The following is a 16,940-nucleotide window of genomic DNA, read 5'->3' as shown; positions in this document are numbered from 1 at the left end:
AACCCTCCATCAATCGAGCTGGATGCCCGCAGTCTGCACCACCTTGCCCCAGCGCTGGCGTTCGTTGCGCGCGAACTCGGCCATCTGCTGGGGCGTGCCCTTCATCGATTCGAGGGCCAGCACCTGGAAGCGCGCCTTCACGGCGGTTGAGTCCAGCGCCACCTGCAGCGCCTGGCTGAGCTTCATCACCGTCTCGGGCGGCGTGCCCGCGGGCACCACGAGGCCCTGCCACGCATAGGCAATGTAGTCCTTCAGGCCCTGCTCGGCCAGCGTCGGCACCTCCGGCATTACCTGCAGGCGCGCGGGGCTCGCAACGCCGATGGCGCGCAGCTTGCCGGCGGCGATGTACTGCTGCACGCTGGCGCTGTCCATCAGGCCCACCTGGATCATCCCGCCCACGAGGTCCTGCACCGCCGGTGCCGCGCCGCGATACGGCACGTGCTGCATCTTGAGGCCTGATCGCTCGCGCAGCAGCTCGCCGGCGAGGTGGTGCGGGCTGCCGTTGCCGGCGGACGCGTAGCTGATGCCGTTGGCCTGCGACTTCGCCCACTCCACGAACTCCTTGTAGTTCTTCGCGGGCACGCCGGGGTGCACCACCAGCAGCATCGGGAAGCGCGCGAGCATGCCGACCGGGATGAAGTCCTTGTCCGCGTTGTAGGGCAGCTTCTTGAACAGCCACGGGTTCGCGGCGAGCGTGGCGAAGTCCGCCGTGAACATGATGTTGCCGTAGTCCTTCGACGTGGCGACGTACTGCGCGGCGATGTTGGTGGCAGCGCCCGGCTTGTTGTTGACGACCACGGCGCGGCCCAGGGTCTTGCTCATGGCATCGCCCACGGCGCGCGCGACGGCGTCGGAGCCGCCGCCGGCGGCATAGCCCACCACCCATTCGAGCGGGCGCTCGTCGGCGGCTGCGAGTTGCGGCAGCGTGGCAGCGGCGAAGGCCACGCCCAGCAGCGTGCGGCGGGAGAGTTGCTTGAGGTTCATCGGTGTGTCTCCGGGTGGGTCAAGGGTTGTTGCCGCGGGCAGCGCGCAGCGCTTCGCGCAGCACGCCCTGGCGGCCGATGTGGTTGGCCAGCAGCAGCACCAGGCGCGCGTTCAGCGCCTGGCTCTGCGCGAGGTCGAGGTCCTTGTGGGCCTCGATCAGGGCTTCGTAGAAGTCGTCGGGGGCTTCGAGGTTGGGGGCGGTGTTCAGGGGCATCGCTTGTCCTTCAGGCGCGGGCGAGCGCGCGGTTGATCGCGGCGCGCACGACAGCGGCGTCGGCTGCGCGCCAGCGGGCGCACACGTGCTGGTCGGGGCGCAGCAGCACGGCGGTGCCGGGGCGCAGGTCGTAGCGCTGGGCGACGAGGCCTTGCGGGTCGGCGAGGTCGTGCCCCTGCGCGAGCCCGGCACTCGGCTCGGCCCCTGCCGCTACGGACAGCACCTTGAGCGGTGCGATCCCTTCGCCGGCGCGCCGCAGGTCGTTTGCAGCCGAAGCGTCGCCGGCCACCAGCAGCGTGAAGCCCTGCCCCAGCTCGCGCAGCAGCCAGCTGCCACTGCCATCTCTCCGGAGTACCGGCGCGTCGAGCGCGGGCGCGCCGGGCACCATGCGGCCTTGCGCAGGTTCATCGGAGGGCGTGTTCAACGGCGAGTTGTGCAGTACCGCCGGGACCGAGAGCCGCCCGCTGTTCACGAGCGTGCGCGCGAATGCGTGGTCCTTCGCGAGGTGCAGCACGGCATCGCGGAACAAGCGGCTCACCTCGCTCTTGGGCGTGATGAAGTCGGTGGCGCGCGTGGAGTTGAGGATGTTCTCGTCGGCGGCGTACTCGCGCTCGGACGCATACGTGTCCAGCAGCGCATCGGGTGCCTGGCCCTGCAGCACGGCAGCGAGCTTCCACGCGAGGTTCTCCGCGTCCTGCACGCCGGAGTTCGCGCCGCGCGCACCGAACGGCGATACGCCATGCGCGGAGTCGCCTGCGAACAGCACGCGGCCATGTCGGAAGCTGTCCATGCGCAGGCACGAGAAGGTGTAGACGCTCGCCCACTCCAGCTCGAACTCCGCATCCTTCAGCGACGAGTGCGCGAGCATCTCCTTGACGCGCGGGATGATGTTCTCGGCGCGCTTCTCCTTCTCGGGGTCGGCGTCCCAGCCCAGCTGGAAGTCGATGCGCCACACGCCGTCCGGCTGCATGTGCAGCAGCACGCTCTGGTTGCGGTGGAAGGGCGGGTCGAACCAGAACCACCTTTCGGCCGGATGCGGCAGCTTCATCTTCACGTCGGCGATGAGGAACCGGTCCTTGAACACACGGCCCTTGCTTTCGAGGCCGAGCAACTGCCGCACGGTTGAACGCGAGCCGTCGCACGCGGCAACGTAACCGGCCTCGAGCTGGTAGTTGCCCTCGGGTGTTTCAATGGTCAGCAGCGCATGGTCCGCACGCTGCTCCAGCGCCACCACCTTGTTCTTCCAGCGGATGTCCACCAGCGGCAACTGCTGTGCGCGCTCCACAAGGTAACCCTCGGCGTAGTACTGCTGCAGGTTGATGAAGGCCGGGCGCTCGTGGCCTGTTTCGGGCAGCAGGTCGAAGCTGTACACCTCCTCGGTCCGCAGGAACACGCGGCCTTTGTTCCACGACACGCCCTTGGCCACCATGCGGCCGCCGCATCCCAGCCGGTCCCAGATCTCCAGCGTGCGCTTGGCGAAGCAGATGGCGCGCGAACCGGCCGAGAGCACGTTGTCGTTGTCGAGCAGCACGACAGGCACTTCGCGCTGCGCGAGGTCGATGGCGAGGCTCAGGCCGATGGGGCCGGCGCCGACGATGACGACGGGGCGGCGCACCGGTCGCGCCGCGTCCTGGTCGCGCGAGCGCACGTAGTCGAACACCAGCTTCTGGTAATCCATGGCTAACCTTCGAGCGTCTGCCACATCTGCACGTCGCGCTCGGCCGTCCAGATGCGCGGGTCGGGGTACTGCGTGGCCTCGTCGTAGCAGCGCGTCACGTCGAAGGGCATGCAGTGGTCGAAGATCACCCAGTGGCCGTACTTCGGCTCGAGCTTCGAGTACGTCTCCTTGTAGACCGCGTTGAGGTCCTTGCCGGCCTTCACGCCGGCCTGCACGCTCGCGTACACGTCGCTGATGAAGGCGCGCGTGCCGGCCAGGCCCTCGCGCACCTGCGCGGGGGTGGTGAGCGCCGCGCCGCGGCCGGGCACCAGCGCCACGGGGTCCAGCTTCGCGAGGTTGTCCAGGGTCTGCGGCCAGTCCTTGAAGTACGCATCGCCGGCATACGGCGTGGCGTCGAACTCCACGAGGTCGCCGGAGAAGAGGATGCGCTGCTGCGGCAGCCACGCCACCGTGTCGCCCTTGGTGTGGCCGCGCCCGAGCTGCAGCAACTGCACTTCGAGCTTGCCCAACCAGACCGACATCGCGCCGCTGAAAGTGATCGTCGGCCACGTGAGCCCCTCGGGCACCGACTCCACCGCGCGGAAAAGGCGCGGGAAACGGCCGATCTCGCTGGCCTTGTCCTGCTCGCCGCGCTCCACGATCAGGTCGTAGGTGTCGCGGCTGGCGATCACATGCTCCGCCCCGTACCCCGAGGCGCCCAGCACGCGCACCGCGTGGTAATGGCTGAGCACCACGTACTTGATCGGCTTGTCCGTCACCTCGCGGATGCGGCGCACCACGTCCTGCGCCATCACCGGCGTGGCCTGCGTGTCGATGACCATCACGGCGTCGTCGCCCACGATCACGCCCGTGTTGGGGTCGCCCTCGGCGGTGTACGCATACGCGTTGTCCGAGAGCCGGGTGAAGCTGACCCGCTTTTCCTCGAGGTCGGCCTGGGAGGCAAAAGTTTTGCTCATGTGAAATGCGTTCGTCAATGTCTAAGGTTTGATCTTAGTCAATGCGTTAGATAATGTCTAATCCATTCGGCTAGGTAAAAATACGGACGATGAATTCCAGCGACCCTGGGGAAGAAGGCGCCGCACGCGAGTCGCGCGGCATCCAGAGCATCGAGGTGGGCGGCCAGCTGCTGCTGGCGCTGGCGCACCTGGCGCGGCCCACGCCGCTGAAGGACCTGGCCGCCGAAGCCGGCATGAACGCCGCCAAGGCGCACCCTTACCTCGTGAGCTTCGGCAAGCTCGGCCTGATCCAGCAGGACCCTGCCACGGGCTACTACGGCCTTGGCCCGCTCGCGCTGCAGCTGGGCCTGATCAGCCTGCAGCAGGTCGACCCTATCCGGCTGGCCAGTGCCGAGCTGCCCGCGCTGGCGCGAACCATCGGGCAGACGGTGGGCATCGCGATCTGGGGCAACCGCGGGCCCACCTTCGTGCGGCTGGAGGAAGGCCCCACCGCCGTGCACGTGAACATGCGGCACGGCACGGTGGTGTCGCTGCGCGAGACGGCGTCGGGCAAGCTGTTCGCGGCCTTCATGCCGCGCGAGAAGGTGCTCGATGCGCTGTCGCTCGAAGCGGGCGCGCCCAAGCAGCGGCTGGACCCGCGCTTCGAGGCGGAGGTGCGCAAGGTACGCGAGCAGCGCTTCGCCTCCATCGTCGACGGCACAGTCAAGGGCGTGAGCGCCATCTCCGCCCCGGTCTTCGACGGCTTCGGCAAGATGGTGCTGGCGCTCACCGCCATCGGCCCGAGTGCCGCACTGAGTGCGGACCCCGCGAGCAAGGCGGCAAAGGAACTGGTACGGTGCGCGGACGCCATCTCGGCGAAACTGGGCGCCCTGCCCGCAGCGGCTTCGGCCTGAAGGACAAGACATGGAAACGCAGTACACGCCGCCCGCTGTGTGGACCTGGAACCGCGAGAACGGTGGCCGGTTCGCCAAGATCAACCGGCCCGTCGCCGGTGCCACGCACGACAAGGAGCTGCCGGTGGGCCGCCACCCGCTGCAGCTGTATTCGCTGGGCACGCCCAACGGCGTGAAGGTGACGGTGATGCTGGAGGAGCTGCTCGCACTCGGCCACAAGGGCGCCGAGTACGACGCGTGGCTCGTGAAGATCAACGAGGGCGAGCAGTTCGGCAGCGGGTTCGTAGCCATCAACCCCAATTCCAAGATTCCCGCGCTGGTCGACCGCAGCGGCCCGCAGCCGGTCCGCGTGTTCGAGTCGGGCGCGATCCTGCTCTATCTCTCCGAGAAATTCGGCGGTGCGTTCATGCCCACCGAAACCGCCGCGCGTGCCGAGTGCCTCTCGTGGCTGATGTGGCAGATGGGCAGCGCGCCTTTCCTCGGGGGTGGCTTCGGCCACTTCTATGCGTACGCGCCGGAGAAGATCGAGTACGCCATCGACCGCTACGCGATGGAGACCAAGCGCCAGCTCGACGTGCTGGACAAGCGCCTGGCCGACAGCCGCTACATCGCGGGCGACGACTACACGCTGGCGGACATTGCCATCTGGCCCTGGTACGGCGCTTTGGCGAAGGGCCAGCTGTACGGCGCGGGCGAGTTCCTGCAGGTGCAGGCGTACACGAACGTGCTGCGCTGGACGAACGAGATCGCGCAGCGGCCCGCCGCGCGCCGCGGCCGCATGGTCAACCGCACGTGGGGCGAGCCCTCGAGCCAGTTGCACGAGCGGCACGACGCGTCGGACTTCGAGAACAAGACACAGGACAAGGTGCAGGCATGATCACCCTCTACGATTGCTCGACCGCCCCCAGCCCGCGCCGCGCGCGCATCCTGCTCGCCGAGAAGGGCGTGAAGCACGAGACGGTGCAGGTGGACCTGCGCAACAACGAGCAGCTGGGCGACGCTTTCCGCGCGATCAACCCGCTGTGCACAGTGCCGGTGCTTGTGACGGAAGAAGGCGGCAAGCTCACCAGCAACGCGGCGATAGCGGCGTACCTCGAAGCGCGCTATCCCGAGCCTGCCCTCATGGGCATCACGCCGCTGGAGAAGGCGGAGGTCGCGCACTGGAACTGGCGGGTGGAATTCGAGGGCTTGATGGCCATCGCCGAGGCCATGCGCAACACCGCGCCTTCGCTCGCCAACCGCGCGCTGCCCGGCCCGAACGACTACGTGCAGATCCCCGAGCTGGGCCAGCGCGGTTTGAAGCGCGTGCAGCAGTTCTTCGACGTGCTGGAAGAGCGGCTGGCGGGGCGCGAGTACGTCGCGACGGACCGGTTCAGCCTGGTGGACATCACGGCGGTGGTGGCTGTGGATTTTGCGCGCGTGGTGAAGGTGAAGGCGGGGGAGCAGCATCCGAATTTGCTGCGGTGGCGGGGGGCGATGGGGCAGCGGGGGGCGATCTCGCTCTAGTCGCGGCGTCTAAAGTGTCAGCAGGGCTTTCCCAGAAGACTTCCGCTTGCCTCACGTCGGGCGAATGCAGGCCGATATATGTCACCCGCTTGCCGTGAAACTCAGGATTCCGGGCAAGGAACTCGAGCAGGTTCCTTTCCAGCTCGGGAGCCTGCTGATACAGAAAGAGGGCGTGCCTCTCCCGCGTCTCAAGCTCCTCATCCTCCCTTAGGTCGACGAAGACCGAATGCCCAGCCAATTCGATGAACAGGCCATACGACGTCGTCCCGTCAACTGTGTAGGTACCAAGCTTGCCCAGTGGACTCGATCCGCGCTCTTTGTCCATGCCGAGGTGCGGCGAAGTGCTCTTGTCAAACAACAGGACATCAACGCCGAAAAAGAACAAGCTGAGAAGAAGCGCCGGAACCCAGAGAAGGCTTTCGCTCGTCGACCAAGCAACTATCCCTGCGAAGATGCAGGCTGCGGGCCGAAGGAATTTTTTCGGACTATTCACGTTTACCCACGCCGGTTTAACAGTGGACTCGGAGCAGTACCCATCGCTCCGAGGTCAGCGACTCATCAGGTCAACAAGCTGCATCGGCGTAGTCCATGAGGAGGTGAAAAATGGAAGGATAGGTATCGCCCACCTCTTCGCCCTCGCTCCCATCGATTACATAGACTGTCTCCGATCCAGGCCGGACGCAAATCTCCAGATAGTCGGACTTTCCAACCACGGTCATCCCTTGCCGGTAATTGGATGCAGCAACGAAGTTCGAGCCGAGTCGAAGGGCGCCGTTCGGCCTGGCAAGCTCTGCAAACGTACTTACGAATTCTCCGATCACGTTCGAAAACGAGCTTGCCGTTTCGATAGCACCGGCTTCATTCAGCTTCCGCGGCCAGTTTGAAGTAGCGGCCATGGCGGCTTGCCGAGCCAAGTCGATCGGGACATTTGACAACCGCGACCGGTTACGCACATATGCGAGATCGCGTGCGCGCTTGCCGTTCCGCTGCGCCAGCCAAAGGGAAACTGCAAAAGCCACTGCGAGGAGAACGGCGCCAATAGAGAGAGTCAGACCCAAGTGATGTCCAATCGCCTCGGCGCTGGTCACCGTACCAACAACGCACAGATCGCTTCCTGGAACGATCTGGCGCCCCCAATCGCCAAAGCAATCTGCTGCAAGGCCGATCCCTTGTCACCCTCATAGCAGCTCTGGGTCGCGGCAAGCAATTTCGACTTGAATTCGTCCAGGCGCAGTTGGCGCTCGTTCATCAACACGGGACATGCCAGAGTGGAGCCCGTCAACCGCAGACCCAGCTTCCTGAGACCCCCGGCGGGAGCGATTTCGTTCCAGTCAGTGATGTCGAACACGCGACCTTGGGAACTCAGCAGCTTCCATTCACCTGCCCGGGAGCGACGCACCTTGTCCGCGAAGAGGGATCGGCGATGAGCACACAGGTCATCGTCCGAGAGGGCCAGATAGAAGTAGCCCTCTCTCCAGACGACGACGGGATACGCGAAATTGTTCAGTTGATCGGTCATCACCTCTAGAACCTCGTTCGTCAAGTTGGTACGAACCGCCGGCCTCGTGAACTGCAAGGCCTGCAGGTTTTCAGAAGAACCGGCTTGGCTCGCTGGATGGAGTCCGAGTTCAGTGTGCCGGCTATCAAGCTTGAGGCGCGCAAGGCGTTCGAATCCAACGTGCATGAACGTCGGTCCGCTCAGCCGCCCAGTCGCTCTCCAGGTCTGAAACGGTATCGATCGTCGGGTCGCGTTCCAGAAGAACGCCGACACTGACATGGTACGGCTCGTCCGGATCCACGTGATCGACATCCCCGCACAGGAACTGCCAGTCACCGTCTTCGTGAGACACCAGACGGACGCCTCGTTCGCGCCTGAACACATGTCCGCAGCAATAGACACCCAGGCGGCGGTCGGGAAAGGCCATGAAGGTCATTGCCTGAGCCTCGCTCGTCAATGTGAAATGAATCGGAGGCCGCGTAGAAGCGTGGCCTGCACGGGTCGAATGAACCATCAGTGCCTACGCGAGGGAAGGTACTCTGTGCAGATCCCAAATATTCGGATCCTCAACCTGCAGGTATTCCTCGAACCATCTCCAGCCTTTCGATCGGACCATCATCGCTTCGGACGGCGACACGGGGATCAAATATGCAAACACCAATGGCGGTACCGAGGAAAACTCGACCAAGGCTTCTTCGAAGGGGGACGGATTGGTCACAAAGACCTCCGTCAACTTCGAGCCGCTTATCACCGGCGCACCAAGCGGCACAACCTGGCCTCTCAGCAAAGCATTGCCTTTCGACAGGCGTTCTTCAGCCACGTAGAGCAACAGCTTTGCGAGTTCTCGATCGTCAAAGCGGCGCTCCGCACTCAAAAGCAGTTCCTGACGAATCCTCTTCGAGCTTGGAGTGCTCAGGGGATGGTGGCTCAAGCCGATGGTCCCCAGCGTGTTCACGCCGGAACATGGCCGATCGGCGATCTCCACCACCTGGATGCCGTGCACCCTCGACTCATCAGACCACCCTTGCGAGATCGGGCCGATGTGATCTTCGATATGCGCGGGCAGCCCGACCAGCTCGTCATCTGCCATTGTCGCTCCTGTTGCACTGGATACAGCGAAGGCGGGTTCCGCGATTGTATTCATCAAGCACCCCCTTGCGGTCTTTGCCGCCCAGGTCGCGGTCTCTCCAAGGCGGAATGTGGTCATTGTCCCAATCCTTGCCTTTCTCACCGGGTTTGGAGGTGACCTCCCTGTCACACGTCGAACACACCTTGTTCCCATCGGCCCCGTCCTCAGCCTCGTCCCAATTGGCCTGCTCGGTCCCTTTTCGTACTCGCGAAGGGCGCTTGGTTACGTCCTTTTTGGGTTCCTCTTTCGCTTCATCACGAGTCGCCCAGTCGCGAATGACGTCATTGGCGACGTCACTGCACGCCTTCAAGACCGCGACGCTCGCAGCCAAAGCGGCTGCGGAACACAAGGGATTGGCCAGGCACGCGACTGCAATCGGTACGGCCTTGCCCTCGGGATCCGTGTAATTCAGCCCGTTCTGGAGCGCATAGTCATATCGATTGAGGCCCGCTCTCAAGCCGGTGGAATCGGGCTGGATATAGCGCCCGCACGAAGGGCAATAAGTCCGCCAGAAATTCTCGTTCAGACCACTTTCAGCGTCTGGTGTTTGCCCGGGCAACAGCAGCGATAGTGCAGTCGATGGCCTGGTGGCAGCCAAACGAGTGGCCGTTCCTGCTGTAACAGAGACCAGCGGCCCGGACGGCTTGTTGCTTCCGAACGCCGAATAAGGCCATTGCCATGCGACCTGCTTGGAGTTGTCGGTGACAACTCGCGGGGTTCCGAGGTGATCGGAGTGGATTGCATACAGCTTTCCATTGCTGTAGACAGCCACTGGAACCGCGGTTCCGTTCCCCGTGGGAATCCAGATGTACTCGGCGTTTCCTTTGCCTGTGGCAGAACCGTTGCCGTAGTGACCAAGGAGTGCCCACTCCGGCATTTGGCCATCGCCGTACACGAATGCTTGCCCGAGGCTCGCGGTCGCTGCACTCCCTTTCGCAAACAGCCAATCAAAGTTCTTGCGCAGCCAGTTGACGAAGGCGTTGCCGAGTTCGCTTTCATTCGGCAGCGTCTGAGCCACTTCGGGTTCGCTCTTGAACACACGTTGCCCGAGTGCGTTATGGAGATAGCGCACTGCAGCGGCTTCGCCGTCCTTGACGATCTCCACTCTGCTAAGCCGGTTCATATCGTCGTAAACGAACTTACGCAGCCCGTCGCTGGTCATCGCCCCGTTCTCGTCGACGCTGAAATTGACCGTGGCGTTCGTCGTGGAAACAGCCTGGCCGTTCTGCGTCTTCGTGAGTGTCTGCGTGAAGCCGAGCAACCTGTTGCTTGCCGGGTCGATCTTCAGGGCCTGATTCGAGCTCTGCGCGAGGTTCGGCGCATCGAACGTGCCTTCGAGGTCCACGTCGCTACCCTGCGTCTCGATCGCGGTGAGCCGGTTCGAGTTCGCGTCGTAGGTGTAGACGCTCTTCGCGCCCGCACGCTCGAAGGTCGTTAGCCGGTTGCGCTTGTCGTAGCCGGCCGTCCACGTGATCGGCACGGTGTACAGCTCGGAGACGGTTGTCGTGCCGACGACCACGCTGCGGCTCGCCCACAAGTCCTGGGTGATGCCGACCATCCTTGCGGCGGCGTCATAGGTGTAGCGCGCGAACTCGTTGGAGGTCATGCGCCCGTCCTGGTCGAAGGTGCGGTTCGCCTTCGCGCCGTTGAACCAGTCCCACGATTTCGGCTGGCCGAGCGGCGTGTGCTTCAAGTTGCTGACGAGAGCAACCCACGTCTTGTTCTTCCCCGGCTCCAGCACGTCGATGCCGGTGATGCGCCCGGCTGTGCGCTTGAACACCACCTTCAGGCCGCTCGGGTACACCATTCCCGTCAGGTCGCCATTGGTGTAGCTGTAAGCCACCCGGTACGAACTCGGATTGCTGGGGTTGTCGTTCGTGAAGGTTGTCTTGTCCAGCACGCGGCCATGCAAGTCCCGCGTGTACAAGGTGCGGCCCGAGCTGTCTTCGATCTTGGAGATGAAGCCGGCGATGTCGTAGGTGATGCGCACGGTGCTGCCCGCGTGGTAGCGGATCACGACGGGACGCCCGAGCACATCGCGCTCGATCTGCGTCACCTGGCCTTTGGCATCGCGGCTCTCGACCACGTCGCCGCGGCGATCGCGCTTCAAGGTGACCGTGCCGATGTCCGGGCTGCTCTCACGCATGACTTCGCCGAACGCGTTCACGGCGTAAGAGGTCTTGACGTTCTTCGGGTCGGTCACCTCGGTAAGCTGGTCCAGCGCATTCCATGCCTGCGAAGCTGACTCGTTGTCCGCGAAGGTGGTTGCCGTGATCCGGCGCAGCGCGTCCAGAGACTGGCGCGTCGTCTGGTTCAGCGGGTCGGTCTGCGCGACGCGCTCGCCGTTGGCGTCGTAGGACAGCTGGGTGTTTTGACCGGCGGCGCCTTGGACCGCAGCCACCTGGTTCAGCGCATTGATGACGCGTGATGTCGTCAGCGCGATGTTGCCCGCGGCATCCTTCACGTCTTGTCGCACGGCATTGCCTTCGCCGTCCAAGGTGTACGCGATGACGCCACCCTGGCTGTCAGAGGCACCTACGAGGCGCTGCGCGGCGTCGTAGGTGTACTGCACCTGGTAGCCGTTGGGAAGCGTGGCGCTGGCGAGTTGCCCCGTGGGCGTGTAGGTGTAGCTGCTCGCCTCGCTGCCACGCACCTGCGTGAGCAATCGGCCGCGGCCGTCATAGGTGTAGCGGGTGACGAGTCCGCTGGGATCAGTCTGCGTCAGCACGCGCCCGCCGGCGTCATGCGTGTAGACCGTCTCCAGGCCGAGCGGGTCCTTCTCTCGGATGCGGTTGCCCACGCTGTCGTACGCGTACTGCCACGTGGCGCCTTCTGAGTCGGTCATGGACGTGGGCAGGTTGTTCGCGGCGTAGGTCCAGCGCCACGTGCGCACTTCGCCCGTCGCCGTGTCGGTTACGGTCCGGGTGAGCAGGTTGCCCAAGGCGTCCCACGTGGACTCTGTAATGCGACCCGGTTCCGTGACGCGCACAGGCCGACGCAGCGTCGGATGCCAATCGGTCTGCGTCGTCTGCGCTTCGGGCCGGTTGGCAGCGCGGGTCTGCGCCGTCTGCAGGCGGCGCGTCCCATCCCAGGTGAAGAGGGTCGTGATGCCGAGGAAGTCGGTTTCACTCACCACAAGGCTGTTGGCATCCAGCGTGCGCTGCGCAACGCTCTCGCCTGCGACGCCCAGCGTGCTCGACTGCGTGAGCGCCAAACCACTTGCTGCTCCCGTCATGCGGGAGTACTGGTAGTTGCGCGTGGTGCCCAGTGCATCGCTGACCGCGGTGGACTGCTCGCTGTAGGCAACGCTGCGGCGGTGCGCGCCGCCAGCCAGTTCACTCACGGCCGCACGGCCGCTCGCGTCGTAGGCGTAGTTGCCCCAGCGCTGGCCGCGCTCGTCGACGAGGCCTGTGACTGCGTTCGGCCAGCGGGTGTCCTCATAGAGGTAGGCACGGCCGGTGCCCATGCTGTGCGTCGCCTGAACAAGGCGTGCGGCACTGTCGAAGCCGAACGAGACGCTATTGCCGTCGGCCCCGACGACACGAACGAGCCGCCCGGCCGCATCCCAGTCGAACGTCATCGACCTGCCAAACGCATTGCTCACGCGCGCAAGCTGGCCGCCCGCATAACCATAGGTATAGGCCCAACCGTTGCTGCCACGCATCACCAGCAGGCGGCCGGTGGCCTTCTCGAACTCGTAAACCGTTTCGTCGTGCAGGCGCCTCACGACGATGCGATCGCCCTCGTCGGTCATCGAGTCCGCGTTGCCGTCGGCCTGCCAAGTGGCAGGCCCTGAGGTCGCTACAGCTGGCGGCGGGCAGTCCACGCCGGAGGGGCAGGACCAGTTCGCGCCCGCGCCAGCAGGGACGGCTGCATTGCGGAAACGGCTCGATGTCCCATCACCGAAGAGGACCGTGCGCCACTCGGTTCCCAGCGCCACTCGATGCGCGTGGTTGTGGCTCCAGTGCGTTCCAAGGCCCGCCGCAGGCAGCTCGTCCCAGCGGCTGGCGTAATGCCGCGTGAACTCCAGCGGATGCAGCGCTGCATCCTGCAAGTCGGCTTCTTCCAGCAGCTTCGTGCCGCTCGTGAGCTCGATCGGGAATTCGGTGCGGTGGCACATCTGCGCCTGCAAGGCAGGCCGCCCCAGCACCGTCATCTTCACCACGGCGCGGTTGGTGCAGCCTTCGCACGCAATCGACACCAGTGCTTCGCGAGTCGCGCCCACCAGGTCCCACGTCGACGAGTACTTGATCCGCACCTGCCCGTTCGCATCGGTGTACGGCGTACTCTCGAACGTGAAGCCCCCGAAGTTCCCCGTGTGCGGATACAGCAGCACCATCACACCCGCCTTCGGCGTGCCCTGCATCACCGTGGCCGTGAAGACTACGGGGCCCTCACCAACGTTGATGGTCCTTCCGCCATTGGAAGCCACAGTCCGCGGCGTAGGCGTCGTGCAACCGACCCCGTCCGTCGTGAAGTACGGGTCGTCGCAAAAGCAGGTCGGAAACGACCCCCAGGCCGTGAAGCCGAGCGTGGCGTTCGCCGGGCACGAGAAGTCGCCCGGCTCCGCATACAGCCCCGACACGGTGTTCATCGTCCCGTCCGTGTACTGGCAATACTGGTTGCCGGACATCGCCGTGTAGATGCCCTGGAAAGTGCGCGTGCCGCGGTACTTGATGCACGCGTCTTCCTTGACGCAGCTTGCGGTCCACCGCTGCGAAGCGGCCCACCACGAGGCCGTGCACCTGGACAGGACTTGCACCTGCCCGCCGGCATGCGCCGGCAGTGAAGGAAAGAAGAAAAACGCGGCTGCAAGAAGCGCAGGCGCGGTACTGCTCATGAACGCGCGAATGCGCGCCAGAAGCATCGTCGGCATCGGTAGGTCCCCCCTCGGTTTCGATCCGGGTGGGACCTTAATGGCGGCGGGGCCCGCCTGTGAACTGTTAGTTCTAACAGGGCACCCATACGTCTCGGTAGTTGACTCCGCTCAATACGCCCGCGGCCGAGAACTTGCATGCTCCAACCACCTATGAAGCTCACGGTCTTCACGGACTACAGCCTGCGGGTGCTGATCTACCTGGCCACGCAGCCCGAACGACGCGCGACGATCGCGGAGGTGGCGGCCGCGTTCTCGGTCCCGGAGAACCACCTCGTCAAGGTCGTCCACTTCCTCGGAAAGGCGGGCATGCTCGCCAACGTGCGCGGCAAGGGCGGCGGCATGCAGCTGGCCACCGCACCGGAGAACATCCGCGTAGGCAACGTCATCCGCGCCACCGAAGGCGACCCGGTCCTCGCCGAATGCTTCGCCGGCGGCGGCTGCGACTGCGCGATCGTGCCCACCTGCCGCCTGCGCGGCGTGCTCGGCGAAGCGCTCGTCGCCTTCTTCGGCGTGCTCGACAGCTACACCGTGGCCGACCTCGTCACGAACCGTGAACAGCTCGCGAAGATCCTGTTCGCGCCGCCCCCGGCTGCGAATCCGCGGCCGGCCGAAGGTACCAGCCCAGCTGCCGGTTGAGGCGCACCACCTCGCCCACCACCACCAGCGCGGGTGCCTTCACGGCCTGCGCCGTCGCGACGGCGGGCAGCGTCAGCAGCGTCGCCTGCACCACGCGCTGCTGCGGCAGCGACACCTGCTCCACCACCGCCGCTGGCGTGTCCGCGCGCAGGCCATGCGCCACCAGCTCGCGGCAGATGCGCGCGAGCGAACCCACGCCCATGTAGAAAACCACGGTCTGGCGCGGCCGCGCCAATGCGGCCCAGTCCGGCTGCGATGCGGCGTCGCGGCCATGGCCCGTCACGAAGACGACACTCGACGCATGGTCGCGGTGCGTGAGCGGGATGCCCGCATACGCACCCATGCCCTGCGCCGCGGTGATGCCGGGCACCACCTCGAACTCGATACACGCTTCGGCCAGCGCCAGCGCTTCCTCCCCTCCGCGCCCGAACACGTAGGGGTCGCCGCCCTTGAGCCGCACCACGTCGTTGCCCTCGCGCGCCAGCCGCACGAGCAGCTCGTTGATCTCTTCCTGCGGCAGCGTGTGGTTGCCGTCCTGCTTGCCCACGTACACCCGCCGCGCGCCGCGCGCCACGAGGTCCAGCACGCCGTCGCCCACGAGGCAGTCGTAGAGCACGAGCTTCGCGTTCGCGAGCAGCCGCGCCGCCTTCACCGTGAGCAGGTCCGCCGCACCCGGGCCCGCGCCGACGAGCCACACCTTGCCTTGTTTTTCCATGCGTGCATGGTCCGCGTGCCCTGCGTCCGCAGCCTTGAACCAGATCAAGGATGAATGGCACGCCCTTGCGGATGATCGACCGCAATCATCCCAAGGAGAGAAGCAATGTCGACACGACGCAACCGCCTCACGGCCCTGGCCCTCGCCACGGTCGCCGCATCGGGGCTCGCCCTCGCGCAGCAGCAGCCGCCGCAGCAGCCGGCGCCGCACAAGGCCGTGCCCCCTGCCGAGGTGAACTACCAGGCGGGCGGCTCGCCGCTGGCGACGGAGCCGATGTACCAGAGCACCAACCCCAAGGCGCCGGCGATGACGCAAGCGGAGTTCGACAAGGCACGCCAGCTGTACTTCGAGCGCTGCGCGGGCTGCCACGGCGTGCTGCGCAAGGGCGCCACGGGCAAGCCGCTCACGCCCGACATCACGCTCGGCAAGGGCACCGACTACCTCAAGGTGTTCATCGCCTACGGCTCGCCCGCGGGCATGCCCAACTGGCTCACGTCCGGCGAGTTCGACGACAAGACGGTCGACATGATGGCCCGCTACATCCAGCACGACCCGCCCCAGCCGCCCGAGTTCGGCATGGAGCAGATGAAGGCCACGTGGAAGGTGATCGTGCCACCGGACCAGCGCCCGAAGAAGAAGATGAACGCGTACAACGTGCAGAACATCTTCTCCACCACGCTGCGCGACACGGGTGAGGTGGCGCTGATCGACGGCGACACCAAGAAGATCATCAACATCGTCAAGACGGGCTACGCGGTGCACATCTCGCGCCTGTCCGCGTCCGGGCGCTACCTCTACGTGATCGGCCGCGACGCCAAGATCAACATGATCGACCTGTGGATGGAAAAGCCCGACAACGTGGCCGAGCTGCGCGTGGGCCTCGAAGCGCGGTCCGTCGAGACGAGCAAGGCCAAGGGCTACGAGGACAAGTTCGCCATCGCGGGCGCCTACTGGCCGCCGCAGTACGTGATCATGAAGGGCGACACGCTCGAGCCGATGCGCATCGTCGGCACGCGCGGCATGACCGTGGACAAGCAGGAGTACCACCCCGAACCTCGCGTGGCGTCCATCGTCGGCAGCCACTTCAAGCCGGAGTTCATCGTCAACGTCAAGGAGACCGGCAAGACGCTGCTGGTCAACTACGCGGACGTGAACGCGCTGAAGGTCACCGAGATCGGCACCGCGCGCTTCCTGCACGACGGCGGGCTCGACTCCACCAAGCGCTATTTCATGGTGGCGGCCAACCAGAGCAACAAGATTGCCGCGGTGGACCTGAAGGAAGGCAAGCTCACGCAGCTCATCGACGTGGGCAAGATCCCGCACCCGGGCCGCGGCGCCAACTTCAAGCACCCGAAGTTCGGGCCCGTGTGGTCCACCGGCCACCTCGGCGACGAGACCATCTCCCTCATCGGCACCGACCCCGTGAAGAACAAGGCCAGTGCCTGGAAGGTGGTGCAGACGCTCAAGGGCCAGGGCGGCGGCTCGCTCTTCCTCAAGACGCACCCGAAGTCCACCAACCTGTACGTCGACACGCCGCTGAACCCCGACCCGAAGATCTCGCAGTCGATCGCGGTGTTCGACATCAACAACCTCGACAAGGGCTACAAGGTGCTGCCCATCGCCGAGTGGGCCGGCATCAAGGACGGCGGTGCCATGCGCGCGCTGCAGCCCGAGTACAACAAGGCCGGCGACGAGGTGTGGGTGTCGGTGTGGTCCGCCAAGGACAAGCAGAGCGCCATCGTCGTCATCGACGACAGGACGCTCAAGCCCAAGGCGATCATCAAGGACCCGAAGCTCGTCACGCCGACGGGGCACTTCAACGTCTACAACACGCAGCACGACGTGTACTGAG

At 65.2% G+C, this 16,940-nt stretch carries 15 protein-coding genes; 5 read left to right on the top strand and 10 right to left on the bottom strand.

Annotated elements, in window-relative coordinates; all coding sequences use genetic code 11:
- Window positions 1-9: 9 nt before the first annotated feature.
- The 4 genes from H8R02_RS14415 to H8R02_RS14400 are packed head-to-tail and all read right to left on the bottom strand — an operon-like array spanning window position 10 to window position 3,832.
- Window positions 10-984 carry a Bug family tripartite tricarboxylate transporter substrate binding protein gene (locus tag H8R02_RS14415; RefSeq protein WP_187082139.1) on the bottom strand — a complete coding sequence of 325 codons (975 nt, stop codon included), beginning with the start codon at window positions 982-984 and terminating at the stop codon, window positions 10-12.
- A 19-nt stretch (window positions 985-1,003) separates the two neighbouring features.
- Complete coding sequence (locus tag H8R02_RS14410; RefSeq protein ID WP_187082138.1) at window positions 1,004-1,198, bottom strand: DUF2783 domain-containing protein; 195 nt, start codon at window positions 1,196-1,198, stop codon at window positions 1,004-1,006.
- Between the two features lie 10 nt (window positions 1,199-1,208).
- Window positions 1,209-2,876 (bottom strand): FAD-dependent oxidoreductase, encoded by a 1,668-nt coding sequence (locus H8R02_RS14405; RefSeq protein ID WP_187082137.1) that lies wholly within the window; start codon window positions 2,874-2,876, stop codon window positions 1,209-1,211.
- A 2-nt stretch (window positions 2,877-2,878) separates the two neighbouring features.
- A complete protein-coding gene (locus H8R02_RS14400; RefSeq protein WP_187082136.1) occupies window positions 2,879-3,832 on the bottom strand; it encodes an MBL fold metallo-hydrolase in 954 nt (317 codons plus the stop codon).
- A gap of 89 nt (window positions 3,833-3,921) precedes the next feature.
- On the opposite strand from H8R02_RS14400, the gene H8R02_RS14395 reads away from it, so the two are divergent.
- The 3 genes from H8R02_RS14395 to H8R02_RS14385 are packed head-to-tail and all read left to right on the top strand — an operon-like array spanning window position 3,922 to window position 6,231.
- Window positions 3,922-4,725, top strand: coding sequence for an IclR family transcriptional regulator (locus H8R02_RS14395; protein WP_187082135.1), 804 nt, complete (start codon window positions 3,922-3,924; stop codon window positions 4,723-4,725).
- A gap of 10 nt (window positions 4,726-4,735) precedes the next feature.
- On the top strand, window positions 4,736-5,602 hold the full coding sequence (gene yghU, locus H8R02_RS14390) for a glutathione-dependent disulfide-bond oxidoreductase (protein ID WP_187082134.1): 867 nt from the start codon (window positions 4,736-4,738) through the stop codon (window positions 5,600-5,602).
- Window positions 5,599-6,231, top strand: a complete 633-nt coding sequence (locus H8R02_RS14385; RefSeq protein ID WP_187082133.1) for a glutathione S-transferase family protein — start codon at window positions 5,599-5,601, stop codon at window positions 6,229-6,231. Before yghU ends, H8R02_RS14385 begins: the two co-directional genes overlap by 4 nt.
- Before the next feature lie 563 nt (window positions 6,232-6,794).
- On the opposite strand, the gene H8R02_RS14380 is transcribed toward H8R02_RS14385, so the two are convergent.
- The 5 genes from H8R02_RS14380 to H8R02_RS14360 all read right to left on the bottom strand — a co-directional run bounded on the left by H8R02_RS14380 (window position 6,795) and on the right by H8R02_RS14360 (window position 13,734).
- The gene (locus tag H8R02_RS14380) at window positions 6,795-7,319 is read right to left on the bottom strand and encodes a hypothetical protein (RefSeq protein ID WP_187082132.1); all 525 of its coding nucleotides are present in this window, start codon (window positions 7,317-7,319) and stop codon (window positions 6,795-6,797) included.
- Complete coding sequence (locus H8R02_RS14375; RefSeq protein ID WP_187082131.1) at window positions 7,316-7,750, bottom strand: hypothetical protein; 435 nt, start codon at window positions 7,748-7,750, stop codon at window positions 7,316-7,318. Before H8R02_RS14375 ends, H8R02_RS14380 begins: the two co-directional genes overlap by 4 nt.
- Before the next feature lie 124 nt (window positions 7,751-7,874).
- Complete coding sequence (locus H8R02_RS14370; RefSeq protein ID WP_222622496.1) at window positions 7,875-8,165, bottom strand: hypothetical protein; 291 nt, start codon at window positions 8,163-8,165, stop codon at window positions 7,875-7,877.
- Between the two features lie 84 nt (window positions 8,166-8,249).
- Entirely contained in the window at window positions 8,250-8,819 is a 570-nt protein-coding gene (locus H8R02_RS14365) for a suppressor of fused domain protein (protein WP_187082130.1), read from the bottom strand.
- Window positions 8,809-13,734 carry an RHS repeat-associated core domain-containing protein gene (locus H8R02_RS14360; protein ID WP_187082129.1) on the bottom strand — a complete coding sequence of 1,642 codons (4,926 nt, stop codon included), beginning with the start codon at window positions 13,732-13,734 and terminating at the stop codon, window positions 8,809-8,811. The genes H8R02_RS14365 and H8R02_RS14360 overlap by 11 nt, the downstream gene beginning before the upstream one ends.
- A gap of 138 nt (window positions 13,735-13,872) precedes the next feature.
- On the opposite strand from H8R02_RS14360, the gene H8R02_RS14355 reads away from it, so the two are divergent.
- Window positions 13,873-14,373 (top strand): RrF2 family transcriptional regulator, encoded by a 501-nt coding sequence (locus H8R02_RS14355; RefSeq protein WP_255429352.1) that lies wholly within the window; start codon window positions 13,873-13,875, stop codon window positions 14,371-14,373.
- On the opposite strand, the gene cobA is transcribed toward H8R02_RS14355, so the two are convergent.
- Window positions 14,279-15,088 carry a uroporphyrinogen-III C-methyltransferase gene (cobA, locus tag H8R02_RS14350; protein ID WP_187082128.1) on the bottom strand — a complete coding sequence of 270 codons (810 nt, stop codon included), beginning with the start codon at window positions 15,086-15,088 and terminating at the stop codon, window positions 14,279-14,281. The genes H8R02_RS14355 and cobA overlap by 95 nt on opposite strands.
- A gap of 105 nt (window positions 15,089-15,193) precedes the next feature.
- On the opposite strand from cobA, the gene H8R02_RS14345 reads away from it, so the two are divergent.
- Entirely contained in the window at window positions 15,194-16,939 is a 1,746-nt protein-coding gene (locus H8R02_RS14345) for a nitrite reductase (protein ID WP_187082127.1), read from the top strand.
- The last annotated feature ends 1 nt before the right edge of the window (window position 16,940 follow it).

The organism is Ramlibacter albus, from assembly GCF_014297445.1.
Taxonomy (GTDB): Bacteria; Pseudomonadota; Gammaproteobacteria; order Burkholderiales; family Burkholderiaceae_C; genus Ramlibacter; species Ramlibacter albus.
This window is presented reverse-complemented; position numbering and strand designations above follow the sequence as displayed.

Excerpts from the sequence above, each read along its gene's own strand:
- H8R02_RS14410 (WP_187082138.1), bottom strand. The coding sequence starts at position 1,198 with ATGCCCCTGAACACCGCCCCCAACCTCGAAGCCCCCGACGACTTCTAC.
- H8R02_RS14415 (WP_187082139.1), bottom strand. The coding sequence starts at position 984 with ATGAACCTCAAGCAACTCTCCCGCCGCACGCTGCTGGGCGTGGCCTTC.
- H8R02_RS14375 (WP_187082131.1), bottom strand. The coding sequence starts at position 7,750 with ATGACCGATCAACTGAACAATTTCGCGTATCCCGTCGTCGTCTGGAGA.
- H8R02_RS14365 (WP_187082130.1), bottom strand. The coding sequence starts at position 8,819 with ATGGCAGATGACGAGCTGGTCGGGCTGCCCGCGCATATCGAAGATCAC.
- H8R02_RS14370 (WP_222622496.1), bottom strand. The coding sequence starts at position 8,165 with ATGACCTTCATGGCCTTTCCCGACCGCCGCCTGGGTGTCTATTGCTGC.
- H8R02_RS14355 (WP_255429352.1), top strand. The coding sequence starts at position 13,873 with ATGCTCCAACCACCTATGAAGCTCACGGTCTTCACGGACTACAGCCTG.
- cobA (WP_187082128.1), bottom strand. The coding sequence starts at position 15,088 with ATGGAAAAACAAGGCAAGGTGTGGCTCGTCGGCGCGGGCCCGGGTGCG.
- H8R02_RS14405 (WP_187082137.1), bottom strand. The coding sequence starts at position 2,876 with ATGGATTACCAGAAGCTGGTGTTCGACTACGTGCGCTCGCGCGACCAG.
- H8R02_RS14360 (WP_187082129.1), bottom strand. The coding sequence starts at position 13,734 with ATGCCGACGATGCTTCTGGCGCGCATTCGCGCGTTCATGAGCAGTACC.
- H8R02_RS14395 (WP_187082135.1), top strand. The coding sequence starts at position 3,922 with ATGAATTCCAGCGACCCTGGGGAAGAAGGCGCCGCACGCGAGTCGCGC.
- H8R02_RS14400 (WP_187082136.1), bottom strand. The coding sequence starts at position 3,832 with ATGAGCAAAACTTTTGCCTCCCAGGCCGACCTCGAGGAAAAGCGGGTC.
- yghU (WP_187082134.1), top strand. The coding sequence starts at position 4,736 with ATGGAAACGCAGTACACGCCGCCCGCTGTGTGGACCTGGAACCGCGAG.
- H8R02_RS14345 (WP_187082127.1), top strand. The coding sequence starts at position 15,194 with ATGTCGACACGACGCAACCGCCTCACGGCCCTGGCCCTCGCCACGGTC.
- H8R02_RS14385 (WP_187082133.1), top strand. The coding sequence starts at position 5,599 with ATGATCACCCTCTACGATTGCTCGACCGCCCCCAGCCCGCGCCGCGCG.